General features: G+C 67.0%; 24 protein-coding genes and 3 pseudogenes. 13 read left to right on the forward strand and 14 right to left on the reverse strand.

Going from position 1 to position 26631, the window contains the following annotated elements; all coding sequences use genetic code 11:
- Positions 1-39: 39 nt before the first annotated feature.
- Complete coding sequence (locus tag QUE38_RS11850) at positions 40-1707, reverse strand: ABC transporter substrate-binding protein (protein ID WP_286308446.1); 1668 nt, start codon at positions 1705-1707, stop codon at positions 40-42.
- Between the two features lie 185 nt (positions 1708-1892).
- On the opposite strand from QUE38_RS11850, the gene QUE38_RS11855 reads away from it, so the two are divergent.
- Positions 1893-2537, forward strand: coding sequence for a TetR/AcrR family transcriptional regulator (locus tag QUE38_RS11855; protein ID WP_286308447.1), 645 nt, complete (start codon positions 1893-1895; stop codon positions 2535-2537).
- Between the two features lie 150 nt (positions 2538-2687).
- On the opposite strand, the gene QUE38_RS11860 is transcribed toward QUE38_RS11855, so the two are convergent.
- Positions 2688-3017: a ribbon-helix-helix protein, CopG family gene (locus QUE38_RS11860; RefSeq protein WP_286308448.1), complete on the reverse strand. Its 330-nt coding sequence runs from the start codon at positions 3015-3017 to the stop codon at positions 2688-2690.
- Positions 3018-3312: 295 nt separating this feature from the next.
- Complete coding sequence (locus tag QUE38_RS11865; RefSeq protein ID WP_433996902.1) at positions 3313-5079, reverse strand: ABC1 kinase family protein; 1767 nt, start codon at positions 5077-5079, stop codon at positions 3313-3315.
- An 84-nt stretch (positions 5080-5163) separates the two neighbouring features.
- Here QUE38_RS11865 and QUE38_RS17640 point away from each other — a divergent pair.
- From QUE38_RS17640 to QUE38_RS11895, 7 genes and pseudogenes are all read left to right on the forward strand, one after another.
- Positions 5164-5298 (forward strand): annotated as a pseudogene (locus QUE38_RS17640) (helix-turn-helix domain-containing protein); the annotation flags it as partial.
- A 177-nt stretch (positions 5299-5475) separates the two neighbouring features.
- Positions 5476-5772, forward strand: a complete 297-nt coding sequence (locus QUE38_RS11870) for a hypothetical protein (RefSeq protein WP_286308450.1) — start codon at positions 5476-5478, stop codon at positions 5770-5772.
- A gap of 94 nt (positions 5773-5866) precedes the next feature.
- Positions 5867-6070: a hypothetical protein gene (locus tag QUE38_RS11875; protein ID WP_286308451.1), complete on the forward strand. Its 204-nt coding sequence runs from the start codon at positions 5867-5869 to the stop codon at positions 6068-6070.
- A complete protein-coding gene (locus QUE38_RS11880) occupies positions 6067-6465 on the forward strand; it encodes a type II toxin-antitoxin system death-on-curing family toxin (RefSeq protein ID WP_286308452.1) in 399 nt (132 codons plus the stop codon). The genes QUE38_RS11875 and QUE38_RS11880 overlap by 4 nt, the downstream gene beginning before the upstream one ends.
- A gap of 94 nt (positions 6466-6559) precedes the next feature.
- On the forward strand, positions 6560-6913 hold the full coding sequence (locus QUE38_RS11885; RefSeq protein WP_286308453.1) for a SpoIIAA family protein: 354 nt from the start codon (positions 6560-6562) through the stop codon (positions 6911-6913).
- Positions 6914-6934: 21 nt separating this feature from the next.
- Positions 6935-7456, forward strand: coding sequence for a DUF1643 domain-containing protein (locus tag QUE38_RS11890; protein ID WP_286308454.1), 522 nt, complete (start codon positions 6935-6937; stop codon positions 7454-7456).
- Between the two features lie 189 nt (positions 7457-7645).
- A complete protein-coding gene (locus QUE38_RS11895; protein WP_286308455.1) occupies positions 7646-8074 on the forward strand; it encodes a VanZ family protein in 429 nt (142 codons plus the stop codon).
- Between the two features lie 86 nt (positions 8075-8160).
- Here QUE38_RS11895 and QUE38_RS11900 read toward each other — a convergent pair whose 3' ends face one another.
- The 3 genes from QUE38_RS11900 to QUE38_RS11910 all read right to left on the reverse strand — a co-directional run bounded on the left by QUE38_RS11900 (position 8161) and on the right by QUE38_RS11910 (position 10585).
- On the reverse strand, positions 8161-8745 hold the full coding sequence (locus tag QUE38_RS11900; RefSeq protein WP_286308456.1) for a hypothetical protein: 585 nt from the start codon (positions 8743-8745) through the stop codon (positions 8161-8163).
- Between the two features lie 229 nt (positions 8746-8974).
- On the reverse strand, positions 8975-9862 hold the full coding sequence (locus tag QUE38_RS11905) for a restriction endonuclease (protein ID WP_286308457.1): 888 nt from the start codon (positions 9860-9862) through the stop codon (positions 8975-8977).
- A gap of 153 nt (positions 9863-10015) precedes the next feature.
- Entirely contained in the window at positions 10016-10585 is a 570-nt protein-coding gene (locus QUE38_RS11910; RefSeq protein ID WP_286308458.1) for a PadR family transcriptional regulator, read from the reverse strand.
- Positions 10586-11719: 1134 nt separating this feature from the next.
- On the opposite strand from QUE38_RS11910, the gene QUE38_RS17645 reads away from it, so the two are divergent.
- Entirely contained in the window at positions 11720-12301 is a 582-nt protein-coding gene (locus QUE38_RS17645; protein WP_350227646.1) for an NACHT domain-containing protein, read from the forward strand.
- Positions 12302-12404: 103 nt separating this feature from the next.
- Complete coding sequence (locus QUE38_RS11915) at positions 12405-13901, forward strand: NACHT domain-containing protein (protein ID WP_286308459.1); 1497 nt, start codon at positions 12405-12407, stop codon at positions 13899-13901.
- A gap of 599 nt (positions 13902-14500) precedes the next feature.
- Here QUE38_RS11915 and QUE38_RS11920 read toward each other — a convergent pair.
- Positions 14501-15352 carry a hypothetical protein gene (locus QUE38_RS11920; RefSeq protein WP_286308460.1) on the reverse strand — a complete coding sequence of 284 codons (852 nt, stop codon included), beginning with the start codon at positions 15350-15352 and terminating at the stop codon, positions 14501-14503.
- 53 nt (positions 15353-15405) lie between these two features.
- Complete coding sequence (locus QUE38_RS11925) at positions 15406-16515, reverse strand: DUF262 domain-containing protein (RefSeq protein ID WP_350227470.1); 1110 nt, start codon at positions 16513-16515, stop codon at positions 15406-15408.
- A 137-nt stretch (positions 16516-16652) separates the two neighbouring features.
- On the opposite strand from QUE38_RS11925, the gene QUE38_RS11930 reads away from it, so the two are divergent.
- The 3 genes from QUE38_RS11930 to QUE38_RS11940 all read left to right on the forward strand — a co-directional run bounded on the left by QUE38_RS11930 (position 16653) and on the right by QUE38_RS11940 (position 21516).
- Entirely contained in the window at positions 16653-19220 is a 2568-nt protein-coding gene (locus tag QUE38_RS11930; RefSeq protein ID WP_286308461.1) for an ATP-dependent Clp protease ATP-binding subunit, read from the forward strand.
- Between the two features lie 308 nt (positions 19221-19528).
- Entirely contained in the window at positions 19529-20404 is an 876-nt protein-coding gene (locus QUE38_RS11935) for an LLM class flavin-dependent oxidoreductase (RefSeq protein ID WP_286308462.1), read from the forward strand.
- Positions 20405-20490: 86 nt separating this feature from the next.
- A complete protein-coding gene (locus tag QUE38_RS11940; RefSeq protein ID WP_286308463.1) occupies positions 20491-21516 on the forward strand; it encodes a hypothetical protein in 1026 nt (341 codons plus the stop codon).
- A gap of 18 nt (positions 21517-21534) precedes the next feature.
- On the opposite strand, the gene ctlX is transcribed toward QUE38_RS11940, so the two are convergent.
- The 6 genes and pseudogenes from ctlX to QUE38_RS11965 form a co-directional block, all read right to left on the reverse strand.
- Entirely contained in the window at positions 21535-22452 is a 918-nt protein-coding gene (ctlX, locus tag QUE38_RS11945; RefSeq protein ID WP_286308464.1) for a citrulline utilization hydrolase CtlX, read from the reverse strand.
- 28 nt (positions 22453-22480) lie between these two features.
- Positions 22481-23509 carry an ornithine cyclodeaminase gene (locus QUE38_RS11950; protein WP_286308465.1) on the reverse strand — a complete coding sequence of 343 codons (1029 nt, stop codon included), beginning with the start codon at positions 23507-23509 and terminating at the stop codon, positions 22481-22483.
- 136 nt (positions 23510-23645) lie between these two features.
- A pseudogene (locus QUE38_RS17650) lies at positions 23646-24530 on the reverse strand (LLM class flavin-dependent oxidoreductase); the annotation flags it as partial.
- Positions 24531-24548: 18 nt separating this feature from the next.
- Positions 24549-25226: a zinc-binding dehydrogenase gene (locus QUE38_RS11960; RefSeq protein WP_286308467.1), complete on the reverse strand. Its 678-nt coding sequence runs from the start codon at positions 25224-25226 to the stop codon at positions 24549-24551.
- Between the two features lie 45 nt (positions 25227-25271).
- Positions 25272-25445, reverse strand: a pseudogene (locus QUE38_RS17850) (alcohol dehydrogenase catalytic domain-containing protein); the annotation flags it as partial.
- A complete protein-coding gene (locus tag QUE38_RS11965; protein ID WP_286308468.1) occupies positions 25433-26626 on the reverse strand; it encodes an amidohydrolase family protein in 1194 nt (397 codons plus the stop codon). The pseudogene QUE38_RS17850 and the gene QUE38_RS11965, both read right to left, overlap by 13 nt.
- Positions 26627-26631: the final 5 nt, after the last annotated feature.

Genomic DNA, 26631 nt, shown 5'->3' on the forward strand with positions numbered 1-26631 from the left:
GGCGGATGCCTCGAAGCATCCGCCCCGCCCTCAGGGGGATCAGCCCGCGGGCTGGAGCTCCGTCAGGATCTGCACGATGCCCGGCTGCGTCGGGTCGGCCGAGGCGTAGAGGTTGCCCTCCTCGGGCCAGCCGACGTAGTTGCGGGTGTTGTACTCGCCGAGCAGCGGGTGCGAGCCGAGGGGGATGGCCGGCACGTTCTCGACGAACGCGGTCTGCATGACCTCGAGCGCCGCCTGGCGGTCCTCGTCGGACGAGGCGTTCGCGTAGGTGTTCAGCGCCTCGGTGACGGCAGGGTCGTCGAAGCGGCCGAAGTTGAACTGCGCGCGGTCGTCGACGATCCACTTCGGGTCCATCGTCGAGGTGTACAGGCCGTAGGCGTTGCCCGTGTCCTCGAGCCAGTGGATGATCGCCTGGAAGGTGCCCTCCTGGCGAGCGGCGTCCCAGCCGCCCCAGTCGGGCTGGTCGACGTTGACCTCGATGCCGAGCGCGGCGTCGAGCTCTTCGGCGATGAGCGCCTGCTCGGTGTTCCAGTCGCTCCAGCCGGCCGGAACCGAGATGGAGAACGACACGGCGTCGCCGTCGGGGTCGATCAGCCGCTCGTCGTCCCAGCTGTAGCCGGCGTCCTCGAGGATGCCGCGGGCCGTGTCGACGTCGACCGAGTACTCCTCGCCGGCGTACTCGGGCAGGATCTCCGACTCGAGCAGGCCGCTGAGGCCGGTGACGCTCCAGATCGGCGTGCTCGCACCCTCGCGGGCGATGTCGACGTAGGCCTGGCGGTCGATCGTGTAGGCCAGCGCCTTGCGCAGTGCCGGGTCGTCGAACGGCTCGGTCTGCAGGTTCAGGAACAGCGTGCCGGCACCCGCGGTGGGGGAGGCGAGGAAGTGGTTGTCCTCGTCGGCCGACAGGTAGCTGTCCTCGATCTGCGGAATGAACGCCTGCGCCCAGTCGGCCTCGCCCGAGACGAGCGCGGTGGTGAGGGCCGCGTTGTCGCCGTAGGAGACGTAGTTGAGTGCGGGCACGGCCAGGTCGCCGCCCCAGTAGTCGGGGTTCGCGGTCAGGGTGACCGACTCGGTCGACCAGTTGTCGAGCACGTATGGGCCGGTGCCGACCGCCGTGCCCTCGGCGGTGAGGGGGTCGGTGTTCGGGTCGGCGATGTTCTCCCAGATGTGCTTCGGCACGATCGGGGTGTGCAGCACGCGCGACTGTGCGACGTACTTCGAGTCGGCGAAGGTGAGGGTGATCGCGTCGCCGTCGACGGTCGCGCCCTCGTAGTTCAGGCCCGAGGTGTCGGTGAGGGTGCCGTTCAGATACATGTCGAACGTGAAGACGATGTCGTCGCCGGTGAAGTCGGTGCCGTCGCTCCACGTGACGCCTGCGCGGGGCACCACGGTCAGTGCGGTGTAGTCCTCGTTCCACTCGACCGACTCGGCGAGCCAGGGGGTGGTGCCGAGGTCGCCGGTGGGGTTCACGAGCGCGAGCGGCTCGAAGATGACCTTGGCGTAGCCGTACTTCGAGGCCGACGAGTCGCCGAGGAACGGGTTGTGCGACTCGGTGCTGATGGTGCCGTCGGGCTTGGCGATGGTGAGGGCCGCGCCGCTCGCTGCCGGGGCGCTGCTGTCGGTGTCGCCCGCGGCGCAGCCGGTGAGCGCCAGTGCGGCGACCGCGCCGATGGCGCCGAGGGTGCCGAGGGTGGAACTGAGCCTCATTGCTTCTCCTTCGTGGTGGTGGCAGGGCGCCGGGCCTCCCCGAAGGGTCGACGCCGGCGTCGTGGTGATTGCTGAGTTAACTTACAATCAAGTCAGTAAGTTTTGCAATGCCGCAGAGATCATTGTGCGGTACGGCGCCTGCGTAGACTCTCCACGCAGGTGTTCCCTGTTGAGGAGGTGTCACGATGACGGAGACTGTGAGCGGTCAGCGCCGTCAGCCGCGCTCGCGCCCCGCGACGCTCGCGCGCCGTCGCGACATCCTCGACGCCGCGATCGAGATCTTCGGCAACAAGGGCTTCGCCGGCGGCACGCTGCAGGAGATCGCCGATCAGGTGGGCATGACCCACGCCGGCATCCTCCACCACTTCGGCTCGAAGGACGCCCTGCTGCTCGAGGTGCTCGACCACCGCGACGCGACCGACGTCGAGGGCCTCGAGGAGCAGCACATCCCGGGCGGCATCGAGCTCTTCCGCCACCTCGTGCGCACCGCGATGATCAACGCGCACCGCGCCGGCATCGTGCAGGCCTTCGTCGTGCTCTCGGCCGAGTCGGTGACCGACGACCACCCGGGCCGCGAGTACTTCCTCAAGCGCTACTCGGTGCTGCGCGGCCAGGTCGCCGACGCGTTCCGCGAGGTGTGCGCCGAGCGCGGCGTGGCCGCGGGTGAAACGATCGATCTCGCCGCGGCGTCCATCTTGGCGGTCATGGACGGCCTGCAGGTGCAGTGGCTGCTCGACCCCGACGCGGTCGACCTCGCCCGCGCCTCCGAGTTCGCGATCGAGGCGATCGTCGACTCCGTGGTGTCGCCGGCCCCCTCGCCGCTGGCGTAGCTACCCACCCTCCCGGGGTTCCGCGAGTCGTCATGAACTGTCGGAATCGCCGGGGTCGAAGCGACATCTCATGACGACTCGGCGTCGGGATCCCACCGCACGCCCGTCAGTCACGTGCCGGAACTGCGCACCATCCTGCGCTCTGCCGCTTCATTCATCGACGGTCGGGTCGTTCGCGACGAACTCGGCCAGCACCTCGCGCACGAGCTTCGACGGTCGGATGCCTCGGGCTGCGGCGATCTCCTCGAGCTTCGCTCGCACGTCGTCGGGCAGGCGCACAGACAACGCCCGCGAGTGCGACCCGTCGCCGTTGAGCGACTTGCCACCGGGAACGAGGTTGGCTCGGCGGACGTCCTCGACGATCTCGTCCACGCGCTCGTCGGTGAGCGGCTCCCCGTGGAAGATCACGTCCACGGTCTCGACGGACTCGAACTTCGGCTCATCGGGCAGCGTGAACCGGCGCCGGGTGGGTGCGTTCATCGGTTCCTCCTGTAGTGCGTGGGCATTGCGTGAATGATGGTCCATCCGTCTCGCCGGTCGTCAGGGACGAGGACGATCTCGAGCCCCACGCCATCCCCGTCGATTCCGATGATCCGGATCGCGTCACCCTCCTCAGATCGCGCGACTTCTGTCTCCAGCGCCGCCTTCATCCGTGCAACGGTGACGTGATGTCTTCGCGCCGATCGCGCGACGCGTATTGATTCCTCCACGTTTCGAGCATGTCTGACACCACCGACACTACTCCGAAGCAGAACGATCGCAAGAGACTTGGTCGCTAATCCCGCCCGCGCCTTCCCAGCACCCCGCCGAGCACCGCGTGCAGCAGCGGCACCGCCGACACCCCGACGAGCACCCACCCCCACACGGGCGCCTCGTCCCGCAGCAGCAGCCCGCCCACGAACAGCCCCACGAACACAACCGCCGACACGAGCCGCCGCCCGATCCGCTCGAGCCGCGCCACGCGACGCTCCAGCGCCGGCGTCGCCACCGCGACTCGCCCCTCCTCGAATCGCGTGACCAGCGCATCCACCCGCCCCGGCAGCCGCGCGGCGGTCGTCACCTGCGACCACGCCTCGCGCCCGAGCGCCTGCACGAACCCGCCGCGCTCATCCGCGAGCAACCGAGCCGCATACGGCTCCACCGCGTCCCAAATGTTGAACTCAGGATCCAAAGAGCTGCACATGCCCGACGTCAGCGACATGGCGCGGATGATCAGCAGGAAGTTGTCGGGCAGCTGGAACGGCAGCCCGCGCACGACCTCGCCGAACTCGATCGCGAAGCGGCGCAGCTCGCGCTCGTCGACCTGCTGCAGCTCGGCGAAGCCCATGCCGCCGAAGCGCGCGAACAGCTCGGTCATGGCCCGCTCGAGCTCGGCGGTCTCGGCCGACGGCAGCAGCACGCCGACGTCCTGGATGCTGCGCACCATCCGCTTCCCGTCGCGCGCCGCCACCGCGATGAGCAGCTCCTGCAGCCCGCGCCGCAGCCCGTCGGGCACCTCGCCCATCATCCCGAAGTCGATGAAGGTGAGCTGCCACGCCGGCCCGGCAGCAGCCCTGGCAGACGACTGGGCGGATGCCCCTGAGCCGCCGGCTCGGGCCGCAGACGCCGGCTCAGAGGCATTCGCCCGCCCCTGCACCGGGGTGACGAAGATGTTGCCGGGGTGCGGGTCGGCGTGGAAGTAGCCGTCGCGGAAGAGCTGGTCGAACATGACCGCGGCGAATTCGTGGGCGACGGCCTTCGGGTCGATGCCGGCGGCGATGAGCGCGTCGCGGTCGTTGATCTTGATGGCGGTGACGTCGGCGAGGGTGAGCACGCGGCGCGTGGTGCGCTCCCAGACGACCTCGGGCGCAGCGACGCGCGGATCGTCGGCGAAGGACTCGGCGAAGCGCACGGCGTTGCCCGCCTCGTGCAGGTAGTCGATCTCCTCGAGGCTGGTCGCGGCGAACTCCTCGACGAGCGCGGGCGCGTTGACGCGGCGCGCGACGAACCGCACGCGGCTGAGCCAGCCGGCGATGCGGCGCAGGGCCGCGAGGTCGACGTCGACGATCGTCTCGATGCCGGGGCGCTGCACCTTGACGACGGCGTCGTCGAGTCCGGTGTCGGCGGCGTCCATGGGGGAGAGGCGCGCACGGTGGGCTTGGCCGAGGGATGCCGCTGCCAGCGGATCCGCGTCGAACGACGTGTAGGCGCGCTCGAGTGGCATCCGCAGCTCTGCCTCGGCGAGTGCGCGGAGTTCGTCGAACGTCACGGGCGGCACCTCGTCTTGCAGGCCGGCGAGCTCACGGGTGATCTCGGGCGGCAGCACGTCGAGGCGCGACGACATGTACTGGCCGACCTTGATCATGAGGCCGCCGAGCTCGACCGCGAGGTCGTGGAAGCGTCGGGCGACGCCGGTCAGGCGTGCGGCCCGGCCGTTTGCGGCGAACTTCGCGAGCCCGAACCGCGGCAGCACGAGCTCGAACCACCACGTCTGCACGATGACCCGCGCGGCGAACCGCAGGATCCGCCGGTACCGCCTGCGCGTGTTGGTCACACGGGGCATCCTGCCTGTCTGGGGGCGATGTGTCGAGGACGCCGCGCGACGCGTTGTTGCAGAAGTCGGCAGCTATTCGCGGTAAAATCCCGTATGCCTAATCAAGAGTCAACTTGGAGGAGCGCGACTGACATTGCGGTCCTGGTGCGGTCAGCTCGACGAGCCCGCGGCTTCTCGCAACGTGAGCTCGCCGAGCGTGCCGGTCTCTCACAGAGTCGAGTCGCCGTCATCGAGGGCGCGCGCGAGGATCCGCGCACGTCTACGGCCAGTCGCCTTCTCGCGGCTTCCGGGCATCGACTCTTCGCGGCACCTACCATTCGCGACGATGTCGCGACGATCGCAGCCGAGATTCGGCGGGCGCTCGCAGTCGACGATCTCCAGTCTGCGTTGCGGTTGTTCATTCAGATGAACGACAACCTCGTCGGCGAGCGCGGTCTGCTCCGCGGCGTCCTCGCAGTGACCGAGCCTGAGCTGACCGGCGCGAAGACCTGGGACGCTGCCATCGCCGCGCTCGTCGAGTATCGCCTGAACCAAGATGGAGTGCCGGTACCCGAGTGGACCGGCTCGGCATCGAGGCGTCTCGAGCGGGCCCGCCCGCTGCGGACCGGACCATATGACGTGGTTCCGGCGCGCAGCGATGTCCCCGCCGAGTTCCTCGAACATGGCGTGCTGGTCTGGCGTGACACCCTTGAGAGCGTGTGATTACTCTCGACCGAGGCGACCTCATCGATGGGCTGTGTGCGGGTATCACTCTGATACCACGCGGTAGCATGGTGCCCGACGGAAGGAGTGCGCCGTGGCGATGACCCTGCGACTCGATGAGGCTCACGACGAACTGCTCGCGGAGCTCGCGACGAAGTTCGGGCGCTCGAAGACCGAGGTCGTGCAGATCGCGCTCGACGACTTTGCGGCCCGTGCCGACAAGTCCGCGCGCACGCGTTCGGCATTCGATCGCATCCGAACCCGCGACGCCGACCTGCTCGACCGCCTCGCGCGGTGACCTCGGGCCGGGAGGTCGAGTACCTCGACCCCGAAGACGTCGAGGCGCTGCTCGACGACGAGGGGTTCCACTTCAAGGACGGTGCGCGCGGACGGAACCTGATGCTGTCTGCGCTCGCCGCGCCGATGCCGGTGTTCGGCGAGGAGGTGCATCCGACGCTCGAGGAGAAGGCCGCGGCGCTCCTGCTCGCGGTGATGCGCAACCATCCGCTGGCCGACGGGAACAAGCGACTGGCGTGGTTCGTGACGGTCGCGTTCCTCGAACTCAACGACAGCGACCTCGTGGTCGACGATGTCGCCGAGGCAGACCGGTTCATTCGCGAGGTCGCGGCGGGCGCTGTCGACCTCGACGGGGTGGCGGCGTGGGTTCGCGCCCGCATCCGCCCGCTCGTCTGACACCACCGAGGAGGTCCTCCCGCCGCCTCCTCCCGTAGACGGCGCCTTCCGCGTGCGCAAGGCTGAGCGGCGAAGGTGAGCGAGGGAGCATCCTATGACGATCACGCAGTCCGACCGCAGTACCGGCGACACCCTCGGGTTCGTCGTTTCCGGCGACGTGACGAAAGCTGACTACGACGTCCTGACGCCCGCGGTCGAAGCCGCAGTAGAGGAGCACGGCACGGTGAAGCTGATGCTCGACCTCTCCGACTTCCGCTGGGAGCGGGTCGGCGCGTGGGGTGCCGACCTGCGCTTCGGCCACGAGTTCCATGAGAAGGTCGCGCGCGTGGCCATCGTCGGCCGCGCGAAGTGGGAGGAGCACCTCGTCCACCTCGCCGCCCCGTTCTACGCGCAGGAGGCGGCGTACTTCGACGACCAGAATGCCGCCTGGGCCTGGCTCCGGAGCTGACACCGAGGCGCCGGAGACACGGTGGAGCGGTCCTGGATCTACGAGACCAACGCCGACAACTCCGCGCGGTTCGTGCTCGGCACGGTCGGCCAGAACCCGCTCGTCTGCTTCGGCGTCAACCCCAGCACGGCCGAGCCGGGCGCCCTCGACCAGACCGTCACGAAGGTCGCCGGCTTCGCATCGAGGAACGGCTACGACAGCTGGGTCATGCTGAACCTGTACCCGCAGCGCTCAACCGACCCGAACGGGATGCACCTGCAGCCCGACCCCGACCTGCAGGCGCAGAACGAGCGACAAATCGACGAGTTCATCGGTGGCCGCACGCTGTCCCTGCTCGCCGCGTGGGGTGGTGTCATCACGAAGCGGTCGTATCTGCCGCAGATGCTCGCGAACATCGTGAAGATCGCCGACCGCTCATCGTGCGAGTGGAACTCGATCGGCGACCCCATCGCTGCTGGCCACCCACGTCACCCCTCGCGGCCCGGCTACGCCACGCCATTGCAGAGGTTCGACACTGGTGTGTATCTGCGCCGTCTGAAGTGAGCGGGCGGTCCGTGGCATCCGCATGCCGCTGATGTCACGAGAACGCCCCAGCGCGCCCGCCGCGACGCACGACCACAGGACGTACTGACAGTGCCTGTCTTCGCTCAGGAGAGACGCCTAGCGTGGGCCCATGGACAACCGCACCCTGGTCCGTGAGGCCGCCCGCAACTCGTTCGGCCGTCGCTCCGCATGACCGTCGCGGCACCTCCGCGCACCGCCGAGCGCATCATGTGGGCCGTTGCGGCCGCGTTCTACGTACTCGGCGTGCTCTTCATCACGCTCGTGCCTGTGCCGTGGACGATCCGGAGCGCGCAGGTGGAGCACGGCGTGCTCGACCCGCAGTCGTGGCTGCTCGCCTCCACATGGACCACGGGCTCGCCGCGCGAGGCGATCGCCAACGTCGCCATGTTCGTTCCCGTCGGGTTCCTCGTCGCGCGCGTCGCCGCCTGGCTCGGCGTTGTCGTCGTCATGCTCACCTGGACGATCGAGATCGTGCAGATCCCGCTGCTCGATCGCATCTCGGACCCGCGCGACCTCGTCGCCAACCTGATCGGCGGCCTCGTCGGAGTCGCCCTGGCGCTGGCGACGCGTCGCCGAACCCGCAAGCGGGTTGTTTAGCATCCCGTACAACTTCCGCCGGCCTGTCGTGCGGAGCGAGGCGATGGCTGGGCCGGGCCCCGAAAGGACCCGACCCAACGTGATCGTCAGTCGCGAGTCCTCAGCCATTCCGCGAACTCGCTTGACCGATCGCTTTCCATGGCCTCGGCGAGATCCTCGATGAAGCGGGTCAACTCGGGCGGTGTGTCGGCAGGAATCGTCCTCAATGCGCCATCCGGCGAGAGCTGGCCTGCGAACTCGAACCGGTCGATGTGGACCCAGTCGGCGTGCCAGACCATCTCGTCGTAGGTCGAAGTGCCTTCCGCCAGGAGCTCATCGGTACGCCAGTCGACTACCTCCCATAGGGTTGTCCCGTCCGCGTTGTAGGGGCCAATCTGACCGCCCGAAACAACACGCAAGCCTTCACGCTCACGGGCCTCAACCCAGCTCTCTTCGGCTTCGTCCCATTCGATGTCCGCTGTCTCCAGCTCGACCGCATGCTGGATGAGCACCCGCCCGACGAGCCTCTCAAACGCTTCGAGCTGGCGGGATCGCGTCCTCCCGGCGCCCGCGGCGTCGGCGGTTTCCTTTGGCTGGCGCCCAATCAATCGCCTACGAGCCTCGGCGTAGGGGATGCCCTCACGTGCCGCGAGCTCGCGAACCTTCTTCTTGAACGCAGCGTTCGATGTCATCATCTTCTCCCTTGCGGAGATACAGCGTCTCGCGCCACTGCATCGCCTGAGAGTGGTGATGTCTGTCCCGATCCGATGGACCTTGGCTCAGATGTACTAGGCATTGCGCGAGGCTGGCCATGTACGTCGCGGCAGGCGTGGGAACGCCTGCCCCAACCATACCTGTGCCGGAGTCGCCTGGCGGGGAACTGTTGAGGCTCCGAGGTGAATGGTTCGGAATCACGCCCGACTACTCGAAGTAGTCCTCGTCGATCTCGACGATGTGCACGGTTTGCTTCGTCTGAACACCGATCCCGAACCGGATCATCAACGAGGTCAGCCGTTCGCCGTCGATCAAGATGATCCGTGTCGGCACGGACTCGGCGTATTGGCGCGCCCCCGGACTGAAGCGCCCCGTCGTGATGAAGACGCCGCCGTCGGCCTTTCCGCTAAGCGCGCCGACGAAGCCCTGCACGTCGGGTCGGCTCACTGCGTTGTCGGTGGAGTAACGCTTGGCCTGAACGTAGACGCGGCTGAGCCCAAGAGTGTCTTGGTCGATGACTCCGTCGATACCGCCGTCATTCGACATCGAGGTGACGCGGGCTTGTCCGTCCGCCCCGCCATACCCCATGGCCACAAGCAGGTCGACAACGGTCTGTTCGAAGAACGCAGGAGACTTCGACATGAGTCGCGTCAGGAGTTCGGTGGAAACTTCCTCCTGAATCTGTCTGATGCCTTGGTCGATGAGCTCGGCCGGGTCGAGCGATTCGACATCATTGTTCACCGGCCTTGAAGGCTCTGTGACGACGCGAGATCGACGGTATCCCGTGACGGTTTCCACGTTGCTGCGGGTCACCGCCGGGTAGGTCGCAAGGAGAGTACGGCCTTGCTCGCCGATCACATAGTGCCCCCGTTCGGGGCGTGAAAGCGCGCCGGCCTTTGTGAGATGCGATATCGCCCATCCGACACGGTTCGCGTACATCGGTTGCCCGGTGGTGAGCGTGACATTCCGTTCGGCCTCCGTTAGGCGAACGTCGATTGCAGCTGCATCTGTGATCTCACTGCGGTCGCGGATATGCCCGTCGCTCATGACGCGCAGAATCGGGCCCATGAACTCGTGCCACTTGGGTATCGCCAATGCGTGCTCCTTCGCGTGCGACAGGTCCCGCCATTCTTGCAGGCAGCGTCAGAAGGGGGCGCCCCTCGGCGCGCCAGGGGTTGCGTCAGCCCTGTCTGGAGCTTCGACGTCAGTTAGTACCTGAACCTCCTGTGGTGGGTGGCATCGAACGCGTCACCCCTCCGCAAGAATCCCGTACAACTTCCGCCGCGCCTCCTCGAGCACCTCGACCGCCTGGTCGACCTGCTCGGGCGTGCCCGTGCGCCCGACCTGCGCCGCCGCCTGCGCCAGCTCGATGCCGGCTTTCGGCAGCTTGCCGCCGACGCCGTAGTCGCGCCCGCTCGACGTCTTCCACGGCGGGGTGCGGTCAGCGGATGCCCCCGCCTCGACCTTCCCCGCCTCGGTGAGCGAGTACGTCTTGCGCCCGCCCGACTCCTCGGCGCTGATGAGCCCCTCGTCGGCGAGCAGCTGCAGCGTGGGGTACACGGATCCGGCGCTCGGCTTCCAGGTACCGCCGCTGCGCTGGGCGATCTCGCTGATGATCTGGTACCCGTGCATCGGCTGCTCGGCGAGCAGCGCAAGCACCGCCGTGCGCACGTCACCCTTGCCCATGCGCTGGCCGACCTTCTGCTCGAACATGCCGCGAAGCTGCTCCATGGCCTCCCAGAGATTCGGCCCTTGGCCGCCTCGGCCCCAGCTACCGGATGCTCCGGGGAACCCTTCGCCCGTGAATGAACCGCTCATGATCGACCTCCCGTTGTGCGGGGCCCTGATGGGTCTCGACGATATGTCAACGATATAGCGTTGAACGCCTTTGCAAGAACCGAAATGGTCCGCCGATGCCAGACTCGGGTGTCACGAGACTGTGTGAGTCGATGGGCCAAGGCAACTTGGCGCTCGTGCAAGGGCGCTACTCGCAGAAGTCAACTGGTCACCCGTGGCGGTGGCGATTGCGGCCCGGCCGAGGATCAGGGCTGCCACGGCACCCGGTATCCTGAGCGTCTCAGCCGAATGACGATAAGGATGGGAAGGGGACTATTGGCGGCCGAGTGCGGTGAGCGCCCAATCCGACCTCGCATCGTCACGGGTCTGTCCTATTGCCTTGCCTGAAGTGCGATTCGTGTATTGCCGCCCCAAACAACCTGCTCGTGAGCAAATACGCGGCATGGCTCGATTGGTGCTCTCGCTTGGTGGCAGATACGCCCCATCCGCCGATGAAGTGGTTGATCGTACGTCCTTGAGCACCACTTGCAGTACTCCTTGTTGTAGCTGTCAGGGATCCGAAACTAGCTTTGCGTCCGATCCCGATAGTAGTGTGCATTTGCTTAGTAGTGTGCTTCTGCTTCGATTGACGAAGTTGATGGCGGCGCCGATCGATTCGAACCAAGCCCCAATGCGTGACGGCGCGGGCGCCAACAAGAAGCCCTGAGGAACAAGTCGCCGACCATTGCCACGCGAGACGGTCACCGATAGGAGAGAACGGCATTGTCCTTTGACCTATTGACAGCATTCCTGATGCTAGTCATTCTGCCGGTGGCATGGATGACGTTCCGCACCATCGGGCGTTTCGCGAAGCGCCACGTCCGCCAGTTCCTTGAGGGTGCCCTGTGGCACGTAGGGCGTGGGCTCAGCCGGGATGTTGGCGCGTTGATGAGCCTTCGACAGTATGCGCGACTTCAGCTCGGTGAGAACTGGGGCCGGTACCTGCAGGTACCTGGACAGACCGAGACACTTAGCCTCGAGATCGACACAATTTACGTCCCGCTCGAGCTGGAATCTAGTCTGCTGACGAGCGAACGTTGGTCGACAGAGAACGTCCTGCAGGCGGGATCTCGCCTTGTAGTAATCGGAGACCCTGGCTCAGGCAAGTCAACAATGATGAAGCGCCTACATAGAGGTGTCTGTCACATGGGCCTGGCGCGGCGAGGTAATAAGTCGCCACTGTCAGTCGCGATCGAACTCAAGAATTGTAAGGTCCCGCCGAATCCATCGTCTGACTGGCTCCTAAGCCAGGTTCGGTCGGTTGTTGCTGGCACGCACGGCTTCGACATGCACACACTTTTTGATGTGTACGCGAACTCGGAGGGCGTGGTCGTGCTTCTGGATGGACTAGATGAGGTTGCTAGTACAAACTACACGGCAGTCCGTGACGGAATCCGTGGCCTTAGCGACGAGCTCGTGAGAATGGGCGCGAACAATCAGGTCGTCCTAACGATGCGGTCAGGCTTCTTTCACCAGGTTCGATCTGACTTTGACGAGACGTTTCCAACCACCCTTCGCGTGAAGCCTCTGTCTCCGGCGGAGGTGTACACGTTCCTTGGGCGATGGCCATTCGATAGAGACGCGGAGCGGCGGGCGAACCATATCTACAAGGAGCTGACGGAGACGCCCGCGTTGAGAGACTTGTGCGCAAATCCACTAATTCTGGCGATGTACGTCGCCCGGACGGGGAGACCCTGAACTGAACGCGCCAGACACGCGAACTCAGTTCTACGTGACAGTGCTAGACGAGCTGCTGGCGTACAGGCGTGGAAGGCAACTCCAGTCCTCCACTCGGTCGGCTTTGCTCGAGCAGCGCTGGAACATCGTGGGTGAACTTGCTGCACAGAACATACGCGATGAACGTCAAGATGCAAACTCGATCTCCTGGGCATCGGTTGTCGACGTCGTGGCACGTGTAGCTGCAGTTGAATCCGCTAGGGCAGAGGAACTGCTCAACGAGCTAATTCGGGACACGGGGGTGCTTTCGATAGGTCGCGTGCGTGAGACAGTCCATTTCATGCACCTGACATTCTGTGAGTTTGCCGCCGCGCACTACGTCGCGATGAGTCTTCAGGATGGAATTAGCCGACTTCTAGAGAGTTACTCACGATTTGTAAACTCTGATAAGGCTCAACTGCGAAATAGACTTGACGAGGTGGTGCCGTTCTCTTGTGCACTTACTGCGCCGCGTGACCGGGCTGATGCGCTCTCAAGGGTTCATTCGGTGGTATCCGATCCATTCGTAGTTGCGCGGACGGTTCTGGAGAGCCAGGCATACGAGCATCCGATATTTGCGTCGTGGCTCGACCACGAGTCGCTTCTCTTGACTTCGACAGTCGAGAGTGACTGGGATCGAGTTTGGCTGCGCCGCCTCCAGGTGCTCACACGCGTGCTGCGCGACTCCGAGGAGCACGCACGCGTACTTGGCAAGACCCCCGGGGTGACTGCCAGTGCGGTTCTAGAGGGTCTCGTGCAGGGTTCGAGCGAGAGACTTACACTCCTCTTCGGCGAGGTCGCCCAGAACGACCCGGTCGCTGCATTCAATCTGGCCGAGGATCTAGGTGTCGATTTTGTTCGCGGTGACCCTGAGATACTCGTTTCTGCGTGCGAGAGCCCGGCGTTCCTCGCTCGAGCAGTCGATGTTTCAAGGTCGGCGAAGGATGACGCCTTTCTGTGGGCGGCCATCTTCGTCGAAGCCGCGCAACGGTATCGCATGGTCGCATGGAGGCTTCGGTACACCGCATCGTCGGGTGCGATCCAAACTGCGGCGCATCGTGTTTCGTCCTCTGAGCAGTGGAGTCCGGAATCGCCTGGAAGTGACTTTTATGCTGACTGCCTTACGGTGGCGGTGAATGGTGCGCATCAGTTGAACTCGGAATCCTCCTTGCAGTGCCTACTGCGCCTCCCCGGTCTGGTGCATGTCGGGCGACGGAAAGTGGCTGCATTTTGGCGCAGGGCATCCATAATCGGAACTATTGTTGTATTGCTGACACTTGGTGTGTTCGTCTACCAGGTGGTCGCTTCTAGTCCGGACCTGGATGGCGCCCCGGATTTCTTGCGCTTCTTCTTGCCTGTGCTTGCGTTTGTGTTTTTGGTGCAGCTAGCAACGATGGGCTTGGATGCATACATTGTTCTTCGCAGATCTTGGTTCTCGCGCGTGCGGAACCTCGATTCGTATTGGGACTATCTCGTCAGGCTGCCCTGGTCGGTATTCATGGGGCTTCCGTCCTCAATTCAGCGTCGTCTTCGTACCGAGCGACAGATCCGAGACCTCGAAGCTCTTCGCATGGATGGATAGCAAAAGCAAGTTCTCAGGGTGCGCTTTGGCTGCGTCCAGATCGCGCGGTTGACAGCGATCTCTTGCAGCCGTCAGATGGTGTGGCCTCCGGTGGCCTAAACGATTGGCGAGTGGGCGCACGCCGTTTTGCCGGCGGCAGGGCTCCGGCTCCTCGAGGTCTGCGCCGCGCTCGGCGGAAAATGGGCCTGCCCGAGGGCGATCGAGGGGGACGTCGGCGGCTCCCCGGAAGGCCGTATCGCCTAAGACCCCGACAGCCTCGCAGCGTGTGCCGCTGACGAGGAGTGAGTGTGGCGACGATTGTCAGACGCTCCGCGAGGCGTCGGATGACCTTGTGGACCGCAGCTGAGGCCTAGACATAGTTCCCCCGGGCTCAGTGGCGAAGTTTCTGCGGGAGGTGAGGAGATCATCCAACGCACAGGCCTTCAACGAATCGTGTGGCGATGGTGCAGTTGTCAGACCCCACGGTTGAGGGGCGGCTTGGGCATGCATATCGGAGTCTGAGGACCTGGCACCCGGGGTCTTGTCGTCGTTGATTTTGCCCCTTGAGACGCCGATGAGGGAGTCCCAGCAGTGCAGCGCGACCGGCTGAGTACCTCTCGCTAAAGGGTCGATCGCCAGTCGACGATCTCATTGCCATTGAGTGCGAGCAGAATCTCGGAGTGCGCTTTCGCGCGCGCGCTCGCCTCACGCACGGCCTCGTCCATTGAACTGTGCCTTCGATGGGCGCGTTTGGCCGATGGGCCATACTCCGGCCACCGGGTCCCATCGCGCAGGATGCGGCGAACACGAAGTTGCGCCCCCAGACCCGGCTTGACGACTTCTCCTAGGCACATGAGGTGGAGTGCATGCGAGATCGCGATGTCAACGAGCATCGCAGCAAGCTTTACATTGCGCGTCGTCGTGCTCACCGCGATTGGGTCCAGAACCGCGTCGACTTGGTGTGCGGCGGTGTGCCGTAGTCGAGCTAGCCTATGCACGATTGATTCTGCCGACGAGTTTCCCGGAAATCTTGGGTCGAGTTCTTTCCATGCTGAAGTGACTTCACTCCAGCTCTTGGAGTACCCGACTAGGTCAAGCATCCCTTGCACATCTGCCGTCTGTATGTTGCTTCCACTCCAGGCGAAGAACAGTTCGTGACCGACGAGGTTTCCGTATGAGAACGAGGTCAGGGTCTTGGCGAGATCCTCCACAAGCGATGTGCGAGAAGAGTCATCGAGGTCCCGGAAGCGTCTCGGCAACGTCTGGACGATCCGGTCGGAGTAGGGAACGATGCCGCCGGCAAGTCGCGACGCGGGAATTCTTGCCTGCGTTAGCGCTTCAGACCACTCCACGCCGCGTTCTCGAAGGAATTGCTCGAACGCGGACAGTCCTTGGATGGCGACCGACCTGGCTGCGTTGTCCACTACCGGTGTGGGCACACTGGCTGGCGGCGATGCGATGAAGTCCAGCACCTCATCAAGCCGAGCGAGTCTCTGGAGTAGCTGATCGACCGCGGCCATCGCTTCTATGCCTCGAGCAGGTCAATCATGGCCCGCACGCGGTACCGGACTCTGGCCGAAGTGTTGGTACTCAGTCGGACCGAACTATCGAAGTCGGGGTCCTGAAAGAGCCTCTGAGTACGACCCAAGACGCGCTGCGGACTTGCTTGCTCCAGTTGTGCATCGCTGACAACGTCGATTGCGACCATCTGGGCGTCGTAGACGCCACCGATCATCTGATCACGCCATTGGGACCCGTCGTGCCGCTGAAACGCGTGCACTCCCCACAGCCGCTCCGCCCAGCCGATAGCTCGATAGAAGCGTTCGCTTAGTTCTGCGATGCGAGATGGCCCTGCTTCGTAGTGCTGCTGCATGAATTCATCAAGCGCGTTGCGGAGACTTCCTCCAAATAGGCGCCAACTGGCCGACAACGCAAAGAACCGCAGGACGGTCTCCACGTCAGACATGTCTGCGTATGCTGCCGATTCCTGCGAACTGATCTTGAGCTGCCGATGGAGGAAGGGGTGCTCTGCCAAGCGAATGATCCGGTCGTTGAGCGGGCCGGCGAAAGCTACATTCCGGATCTCTTGGGCATTTAGTGGTTGCCCACCGCGATTCAGGCGAACAAACACCTCATGCTTTACCCAATCCGGCGTCTTTCGAAGGATCGTGACTGCCCGCAGCGGTCGCATGCCAATAGCTGCTGACGCCTCAGCTGTCAGGTCCCGGAATCGCAATCCCTCAAGGTCGGGCCGTAGCTGAAGCTTGGTGAGGGCAAACTCGTTATTCAGGAACTGGGAAATCGCGGTTAGACGCTGCTTTCCATCGATGACTGCAAAGACGCCGCGGGCCTCTTCGGCTAGGTACACCGGCGGTACGGGTACGTTGAGTAGGAAAGACTCAATCAACTGGCTTTGTCGATCGCGATCCCACCTGTTTCTTCGTTGGTACCGCGGGCTGAGGTCAAGTGAGCCTGAAGCGTGCATCGATGCGATATTTAGAAGGGCCATGTCACTTGACTGGACCACAAGGTCATCTGCTCGTGCCTGCGCCATACTCTGCCAATCGACTCGGTTCTTGGAGTGTTCCTGACTGTACTGGAGGACGTCAGGTGAGGTCTCTTGGTCTCCGGTCATTCGCTGGAGTGCTGTAGCTAGGGTCTCCTTCTGTATCCGACGTGGCAGCTAGGGCTGTCTGCGGCCTGGAATACGGCAGTTGAGGTTGCGGTTTTACTTGAGTACACCACACTCAAGTTTGCACAGGAGGACCCCAGGTGCCCAACGACTTCAACCCCGAGACCGGCGGCAACTCGTTCGATGAGTTCCTCGCCCGGTACCTCGCGGGCGAGCAGGCGCGGCAGGCACGGTCGATCGACCTCAGCCGCTTCCTGACCGCGCGCACGCAGGGCACTCTGCAGCGCGCCGGCCGCTTCGCGCTCGAGCGCGGGCAGACCGAGCTCGACGCGCTGCACGTGCTGCGCGTCATCGTCGAGGACGAGACCGTCGCGCAGGCGATCACGCGCATCGGCGTCGACCCCGAGACCATCGTCACGGCGACCGAGGCGCGGCTGCCCGCGGCATCCGACACCGCCGACGTCGACGCGGCCAACATCACCCAGTCCGCGCAGCGCGCGCTGTTCCACGCCTACCAGGTCGCGCGCTCCAGTGGATCGACGTACATCGAGCCCGAGCACCTCTTCTTCGCGCTCGTCATCAACACGGATGCCCCCGCGGGCCAGGTGCTCGCGCGCGCAGGCGTCACGGCCGAGGCGCTCACCCAGGGCGTGCGCGAGACGGTCGCGCCCGACGGCGCGCCGACGGAGCAGGGCGCGAGCTCAGAGGCATCCGCCACCCCCACCCTCGACAGGTTCGGCACCGACCTGACGGCGCTCGCGCTCGACGGCGAGCTCGACCCGGTCATCGGGCGGGCGAGCGAGATCGAGCAGACCGTCGAGATTCTCAGCCGGCGCACGAAGAACAACCCCGTGCTGATCGGCGAGGCGGGCGTCGGCAAGACCGCGATCGTCGAGGGGCTCGCCCAGGCGATCGTCGCGGGTGACGTGCCCGAGCAACTGCTCGGCAAGCGCGTCGTCGCCGTCGACCTGCCCGCCATGGTCGCCGGCACGCGCTACCGCGGCGACTTCGAGGAGCGGCTCACGAAGCTCATGGACGAGATCGCGTCGCAGCAGGGCGAACTCATCGTCTTCATCGACGAGGTGCACACCGTCGTCGGCGCCGGCGGCCCCGGTGACGGCAGCGGCATGGATGCGGGCAACATCCTGAAGCCCCGCCTCGCGCGCGGCGACCTGCACCTCATCGGCGCCACCACGCTCAGCGAGTACCGCAGCATCGAGAAGGACCACGCGCTCGAGCGCCGGTTCCAGCCGGTGCGCGTCGGCGAGCCGTCTGTGGAGGACGCGATCCTCATTCTCCAGGGGCTGAAGCCCGCGTACGAGGAGCACCACGGCGTCGAGTACACGGATGCCGCGCTGCGCGCAGCCGTCGAACTCGGCCACCGCTACCTCACCGATCGTGTGCTGCCCGACAAGGCCATCGACCTCATCGACCAGGCCGGCGCGCGGCTGCGGCTGCGCCTCGGCGCGAAGGTCGACGTGTCGGCGTTGGTCTCGCGGCTCGGCGAGCTCGAGGCCGACAAGAACCACGCCGTGCAGGCCGAGGACTACGAGGCCGCATCGCGGATTCGCGACGAGATCGGCCGCGTGCAGGGCCGGCTCGACGAGGTGACGTCGGGCGAGGCATCCGCTCGCCGTGCCTCTGGCGACGCCGTCATCGACGAGCCCGAGATCGCGGCCGTCGTTTCGCGCGCCACGGGCATCCCGATCAACCGCCTCACCGAGGGCGAGCGCGAGCGCCTCGCCAACCTCGAGGCCGAGCTGCACGCCCGCGTGATCGGGCAGGACGACGCGGTCGCCGCCGTGGCCCGCTCGGTGCGCCGCAACCGCACCGGCATGGGCGACGCGGGCCGGCCCGTCGGCTCGTTCCTCTTCCTCGGACCGACCGGCGTCGGCAAGACCGAGCTCGCGCGCGCACTCGCGGCCTCGCTGTTCGACGACGAGGGCGCCATCGTGCGCTTCGACATGTCGGAGTTCGGCGAGCGCCACACCGTGTCGCGCCTGGTCGGCGCCCCTCCCGGCTACGTCGGCTACGACGAGGCCGGCCAGCTCACCGAGCGCGTGCGCCGCAACCCCTACTCGATCGTGCTGTTCGACGAGATCGAGAAGGCGCACCCCGACGTGTTCAACCTGCTGCTGCAGGTGCTCGACGACGGCCGCCTCACCGACGGCCAGGGCCGCGTCGTGGACTTCCGCAACACCGTGGTCATCATGACCTCGAACCTCGGGTCGGAGTTCCTCGCATCGCGCTCGGGCGCGCTGGGCTTCGTGGCGTCGACGGATGCCTCTGGGTTCGCGTCGTCCTCTGATGTGCGCGCCCGCGTGATGGCGAAGCTGCGCGAGGCCATGCGCCCCGAGTTCCTGAACCGCATCGACGAGATCGTGCTGTTCCAGAAGCTGTCGTCGGCGGAGATCGCTTCGATCGTGGGCCTGATGCTCGAGGCGACGCGTGCGCGGCTTGGCGCGCGCGGGGTCGGCTTCGAGGTGACGGATGCTGCGGTGTCGTGGCTCGCTGCGCACGGGTACGAGCCGGAATACGGCGCCCGTCCGCTGCGCCGCCTCATCCAGCGCGAGGTCGACGACCGCATCGCCGACCTGTTCGTCGCGGGCTCCGTTTCGGATGGCGCCGGCGCCGTCCGCGTCGACGCCCGCGACGGCGCGCTCGTGGTGTCGCCGGCGCCGGCCGCGCCGCTCGCCGCGGCGGCGTAGCGCTCGCGCGCCGCTCCCACCTACCGAGTACGGAAAGTGCCGGTATCCCTGACGGATACCCGCACTTTGCGTACTCCGTCGCGCGTCGCGCGTCGCGCGGAGGCCGCCCCGCGGCATCCGCTCGCTCACCCGCCGTCGCCGGTCCGCAAAGTGCGGGTATCCACGTCGGATACCCGCACTTTGCGGACCCGCGCGCTCGCGTCGCCCGCGGCTGGTGCGCAAAGAGTGGTACTACCCCGCAAATGGCCACGAATTGCGCACCAGCGGTGATCCGCTCGTGGGTCGGCGGCTGATGGCAGGCTGGGCGCATGCGACGCATCGGTGCGATCTTCCAGCCCGCCTTCCCGCCCGAGCGGCTGCGGTCAGCCGTCGAGGCGGCCGACCGCAGCGGGGTGCACGAGCTGTGGGTGTTCGAGGACTGCTTCCGCGAGGCCGCGTTCTCGCAGGCGGCCGCGGCGCTCGCGTGGAGCGAGCGAGTGCGGGTCGGCATCGGCATCGCGCCGATGCCGCTTCGGAACGTCGCGCTCACCGCGATGGAGATCGCCACGATCGAGCGGATGTTCCCGGGCCGCCTGATCCCCGGGCTCGGGCACGGCGTGCTGTCGTGGATGGGCCAGGCCGGCAGCCGCGTCGCCTCCCCGCTCACGCTCATGCGCGAGTACGTGCCCGCGGTGCGGGCGCTGCTCGCGGGAGACGAGCTGACCCTGTCCGGCCGCTACGTGTCGCTCGACGGCGTGCGGCTCGACTGGCCGCCCGCCTCCGCGCCTGCGGTGTACGCCGCCGGCCAGGGGCCGAAGACGCTGCGGCTCACCGGTGAGGTCGCCGACGGCACCGTGCTCACCGAGGGCACGACCCCGACGATGCTGCGCGACGCGATCGAGCTGGTGGAGGCCGGCCGCGAGGCATCCGCTCGTGGTGGTCGCAACGACATCGTCGTCTACCTGCTCGCGGCGTTCGGCGGCGACGACGCCCGGGCGCGCATGGCGGGCGACGCCGAGCGGTGGGGCTTCGACGACGATCCGGCGAAGTTCGTGGCGGGCGACGTCGACGAGGTCGCCGCGGCGGCCGAGCTGCTGTTCGACGTGGGCGCAGACAGCGTGGTGCTCGAGCCGACGCGCGACGAGCCCGACCTGGAGGCGTTCATGGAGCGGGCGGGGCGGGTGGCGAGCGCGATTCAGGGCTAAACCTGATCCGGCGCCTGAGGCGGCGGCGGCACGTTTGGCGCAGGCGCTGGCGTTCGGCCTCGCCGTGACGGTGATGGGGGTGGGCGATGGCCACGAACGACGGGACGCGCGACGAAGGTCGATTCATCATCGATCCGAAGATGCTGTCGAAGATTCAGATCGTCGACGACGAGGGACGGGTGCGGATAGTCCCCGATGGCGTGCTGTACCTCAGCTCGGACAGCGCGCTATACCTCAGCTCAGATAAAGACGGCCCCGCGATCTTCAAGCCGATCGTCCCGGAGACGACCGGCGTCGGCGGCGGCGGGGTGGCGCCCTCGAAGCCTGAGTCGCCCGCGACCGAGAAGGCCGACGGGTCGAGCGAGGCAAAGGCGCCTGAGGCCACTGAGATCACCGCCGGAAGCACCGCATCGACAGTCGATGTGATCGCGGCCCTCGCCGCAGCCCGGCGGACGACGACTGCGGTCGATGCCCAGATCGATGCGCTCGGAGATGCTGGTCTGCGCGAGCGATACGTGTCCGCCCTGATCGCAGAGCAGGAGGACCTGGATGCATCCATCGCATGGGCCGCATCGAGTGACGCGCAGTTGCTAGGCGCCGTTGGCGAGTCGCGACGCGGTGGCATCGCCGAGGAGCTGCTGCGCGCGAAGTACGGTGTGCGCCGGGAGGACGCCGCGCTCGCGTCGAAGCGCGTGGAGTTCGAGGAGCAACGAGTTCGGCTGTTCGAACAGCTCGTCGAGTACTCGAAGGAGTTCATAAAACAGCGCCGCGCATGGCGCAGCCTCAGCAAGTGGGCGCCCTGGCTGCTGCTCCTCATGCTGCTCGCCTCTATCGGCCTATCGATCGCGGTCATCTCGCTGGTCGGCGCCGGGCGAATCGACGGATGGCAGGGCGGACTGCTGATCTTCGTGCTCGCGCTCATGGCGGTCTCACCGGCCACGCTGCTGCTCATCGAGCGTCCGCTGCAGGGGATCGACTCGTGGAAGCCGACCGAGCTCAAGGCGCCATCGACGGGCGCAGGCGGCGAGTCCGACTCCGATGGTGCGGATGCAGACACGGCGGGCGAGGATGCGGAGGGCGACGCGGGCAAGCCGGCCGGCGCGCCCGGCTGACATCGGGCGCGCCACCGGTCACGCGACCGCGGCGGACTCCGAGGCGGCGGGACGCGGGTCGAGGTGCACGCCCGCGAGCATGCAGCGCACCGACCCGCCGGCGAGCTCGATCGTCGGCACGTCGAGCGGGAGCAGCGTGCATGATGCTTCGATCGCCGCGCGCTGGGCCGCGGTGAGGGATGCGACGCCGCGCGCCGACATGGCGAGCAGGCGCCCGTCGGCGCCGGTCAGCTCGATCGCGTTGCCCGCGAAGTCGCGTACCTGCTGCGGCGTGAGTTCGATCACGGTCCGTCCGCGGGCACCCAAGCGATCCAGCACCTGCGCACGCCGTGCCTCGTCGCGGATCATGCTCGAGCCGATCAGCACGAAGTCGGACGCCACGCACATCAGCACGTTGGTGTGGTACACCGTGTTGCCGTCCTCGTCGATCGCGTCGAAGGCCATCGGTTCGAACCCGAAGTTCGTGCAGAAGCGCTCCAGGGCGACGGGGTCGGCGCGGTTCGACCGGCACACGAAGGCGAGGCGGCTCACGTGGTCAAGCACCATCGCCCCCGTGCCCTCGAGGAACACGCCGTCCTCCGCAAGTCCCGAGTAGTCGATGACGTCCTGCACGCGGTACTCGCGCTTGAGCATCTCGATGACGTCCCACCGGCGCTCCAGGCGACGGCTCGGGTTGTACATCGGGTAGATCGCGACGTGGCCGCCGGCGTGGGTCGAGAACCAGTTGTTCGGGAAGACGCTGTCGGGTGTCGCATCCGCATCGTCCTCGAAGAGGTGCACGTCGACGCCATGGGCACGCAGTCGCTCGACCGCCTCGGTCACCTCACGGTAGGCAGATCGCGAGATCACGTCCGAGCGATCGGCGTCGCCGCGAGCCTGGAACGTGTTGTCGGCCTCGGTCTCGGGGTTGGGGCGGAAGCGATGCGGTCGAACCATGACGACCGCGGAAGGGGCGTGCACGTCGTCACACTACCGGCGAGTAGGCGCCGATGAACCCGAACAGGTCCTTCGGGTCTTCGGGCTCGGCGACGAGGTCGATGCGCTGTGCGAAGTCGGTGCCTGCGACGTCGTCGCGCAGGTAGCGCAGTGCCGAGAAGTCCTCGATCGCGAAGCCGACGGAGTCGAAGACGGTGATCTCGTCCGTCGCCGAGCGCCCGGAGGCTTTCCCCGCGAGGACACGCCAGAACTCCACGGGCGCGAACTCCTCGGGCATCTGCTGCAACTCGCCCTCGATGCGGGTCTGCGGCTCGTGCTCGACGAATACCCGGCCCCGCAAGAGGATCTCCGGGTCGAGCTCCGTCTTGCCCGGGCAGTCCCCGCCGATCGCGTTCACGTGCGTGCCGGGCGCGACGTCGACCGACTCGAGCACGCGCGCCTGGGCCTTGTCGGCCGTGCAGGTCGTGATGATGTCCGCGCCCAGAGCGGCATCCGCCCCGCTCGCCGCGACGTGGAGCTCGAAACCGAGGGGGAGCAGGTTGCGCGCGAACTTCGCGATGGCGTCGGGGTCGGTGTCCCAGACCCGCAGCGACCGGATGCCGAGGCGTTCGCGGAACGCCATGGCCTGGAACTCGGCCTGGCTGCCCGTGCCGATCATCGCCATGGTCGTGCTCTCGGGGCGCGCGAGGTGGCCCGCGACCATCGCCGAGGTGGCGGCCGTGCGCAGCGCGGTGAGCAGGGTCATCTCTGCGAGGAAGGTCGGGTAGCCGTTGTGGACGTCGGCGAGCACGCCGAATGCGGTCACGGTCGGGAACCCGCGGGCGGGATTCGACGGATGCCCGTTGACGTACTTGAACCCGTAGGTCTCGCCGTCGCTCGTTGGCATGAGCTCGATCACGCCGAACGGAGTGTGGCTGGCGATGCGCGGGGTGCGCTCGAAGCCCTGCCAGCGTCGGAAGTCGGCCTCGATCGCGTCCATCAGCCCGCGGAGGACTGGGCCGATGCCGCGGCTGCGCACCCAGCGTGCCATGTCGTGCACGTCGACGAATCCGGTCATGCGGCTGCCTCCCGATCGGATGCAAGTGAGAGCAGTGCGTCCAGTTGGCGCGGTGCGGCGGGACGGACGAGGGGAGGTGCACGCCGGCGGCGCGGTACTCCGCGATGCGGGCACGCACGTCGTCGATCGTGCCCGTCGCGGTCAGCCCGGTGACGTAGGACTCGGGGATCGCTCGGGCGAGTGCCTCCTTGCCGCCTGCGGTGAACGCCGCCTCGAACCCGGCGAGATCGTCGCGGTCGATGGTCGGCTCGCCGACGGTGAGCTTGGCGCGCGGCGTGCTGCGATAGGTGAACTTCGTGGCGACCTCCCAGCGCATGGCGTCGATCGCCGCCGCACGGTCGTCCTCGATCGACGTGTTGACCAGCTGAGCGATGCGCAGCCGGTCGGGGTCGCGGCCGGCGCGATCGCTGCCCTCGCGGAGCACGGCGATGGCATTCGCGGCGTACTCGGGCGAGGCGCCGGCATCGAGCAGCGCGCCGTCGCCGATCGCGCCGGCGTTCAGCAGGCCCTTCCGCGTCGTCGCCGCGATCCAGATCGGGATCTCCGGGCGAACGGGCGTGAAGTTCAAGCGGGCGCCCCGCATCTGCACCTGGTCGCCGTCGAGATCGACCGTCTCCCCGCGCAGCAGCCGCCGAATCGCGTCGACGTACTCGTTCAGCGTCGGCAGCGGGTCGGTGAGCGGTACGCCGTTCCGGTCGGCGTGCTTGGCCGTGTACGCGCCGAGCACCAGCACCATGCGTCCGCCCGACAGTTCGTCGAGGGTCGCCGCGGTCTGCGCCATCACCAGCGGACTGCGCAGCTTCACGACCTGGGTCGTGCCGAGCTGCACCCGGGACGTCGACAGGGCCATCGCCGAGAGCGCGGAGGCCGAGTCGCGGTTCGTGAAGAGCGTCTCCGAGAAGAACGCCATGTCGAACCCGTGCGCCTCGGCCGCCGATGCCACGTCGGCGAGTCCGCGCACGTCGACCGAGGGGTCGTAGCCCGTCGCGAGCCCGAGTGCATCATGGGGGAGTGCGGTCATAGTGGTGCGTGTGTCCCTTCAGGGTATTGCGGCGGGATGCTCGAGCACGAGCTTGCCCAGGAGGCCCCCGTGCTCCATGCGGCGCTGTGCGTCGTCGATGTCTGCGATGTCGTAGGTGCCCGCGATGGCGGGCGCGATGCGTCCGGCGCGTACGGCCGGCCAGAGGTCGCGGCGCACGCCGGCCATAGCGTGGCGCCGCTCGTCGGCGGTCAGGCTGCGCAGTGACGAGCCGGTGAGCACCAGGCGACGGCGGATGACGCTGCGCAGGTCGATCTCGACGGTCGAACCGCCGAGCAGGCCCACCGAGAGCCAGCGGCCCCGAGCCGCCAGCGAGGTCGACGCGATGAGGGCGACCTCGACGCCGCCGACGAGATCCATGATGACGTCGACCTCGGGGAGGCAGCCGTCCGCGACCGGCGTTACGAATACCGACTCGGCACCGAGTGCCCGCAGCGGCTCGACCCATTGCGCGTCCCGTACGAGCGCGATCGGCATCGCACCCAGCGCGCGGGCGGCCTGCACCGCGAGGTGACCGACGCCGGAGTTGGCTCCCGTGACGAGCACCCGGTCGCCCGGAGTCACGCCGCCGAGCGCAACGAGGTTCCACCATGCCGTCGCGAGTGCCTCCGGGAGCACCGCGGCGACCGCCGGATCGATGCCGGAGGCGTCGAGCACAAGACCGGGGTCTGCGTCCACCCACGTGCCGTACCCGCCGCTGCCCAGCAGCGCGCAGACTTCGTCACCGGGAGCGAACGTGCCGGTCGGGTCTGCCTCGACACGGCCCGCGCATTCCAGCCCGGGAACGGCGGACTCACCGGGAGGCGGACGATAGTCGCCGTCGCGCTGCAGCAGATCGGCCCGGTTGACACCCGAGTGCGTCGTGCGAATCCGTACGCGGTCCACTACGCCTGCCACCTCGGGTCACGGAACTTCGAAGGCGCGACCGCTCGGCCGTCTCGCACCCGCACGACGCCGTCGCTCAGCACCGTCTCGACGGCGAGCGTCTCGGGGTCGAGCACGAGAAGGTCGGCTGCGGCCCCGGGGCGGACCAGCCCGAGGTCGCCGCGCTGCAGAGCTTCCGCGGGGTTCGCCGTCACGAGCCCGAACGCCTCTTCCAGCGAGAGGATGCCCTCGCTCTCGAGGGCCCGCACCGTGCCGAGCAGGTCGAGGTGCCGGTCGTAGAGCTCGTATGAGCCGTCCGCGATCTCGCGTGGAACGGACGCGTTGCCGTCCGTCGAGAGCGACAGGCGTTCCAGCGGTACTTCGGCATCGAGCAGACGGCGCACCGCCTCGACGGGCGAGAGCGCCCCGGCCACGCGCCCCGGGCGCAGCAGCGGGTTCACGTCGACGCGGCAGCCCGCGCCGCCGAGCCGGATCGCGGCCGCGAGCGTCTGCTCGGTGTAGTTGGCGTGCGTGACCTGCACGATGGGCCGGTCCACGCCGGACTCGACGAGCGCGACCTCGAGGTCGCGGGCTGGGTCATCGCCCATTCCGAGGTGGGCGTGCAGGAGGGCGGCGCCGCCGGTCATGCGGCCCACCCACTCGAGCTCCCGCAAGAGGGAGACGAGCTCTGCGGCATCCGGTGCCGTGGCCAGGTGCTCGCCCAGCGCCACCTTCACGCCGACGAGGTCGGGGATCAGGTACACATCGGAGCGGATTCCTCCGGTCAGCGTCCGCGGCGGCCAGATGAAGCCGCCGGTCATCGCGACGGCGCGAACGCCCTGCTGCCGGTAGGCCCGCGCGAGGGCGAGCAGCCCTTCGAGCGGGCGAGTGAGCGGGTCGACGCCGGGCATCGCCACGCACGTCGTGATACCCGCCTCGAGTACGGCATCGACCGGCAGTTCCGGGATTCGGCTGGCGTAGCCTCCGCCTCCTCCGCCTCCCATGATGTGGAGGTGGCCGTCGACGAGTCCGGGAGTGACGAGCTTTCCGGTGCAGTCGAGCTCGATCGCATCCGGTGCGCCCGGGGGAACGGCCTCAGGGCCGGACGCATGCGGCCCGACCCCGAGGATCGTGCCCGCGGCGGTCCAGACGTCGGCCGGCACGAAGCCGGTCGGCGAAAGCACCGAGCCGCCGCGGAGCACGTGGAACTGCATGGTGG

Source organism: Agromyces mangrovi, from assembly GCF_030296695.1.
Classification (GTDB): Bacteria; Actinomycetota; Actinomycetes; order Actinomycetales; family Microbacteriaceae; genus Agromyces; species Agromyces mangrovi.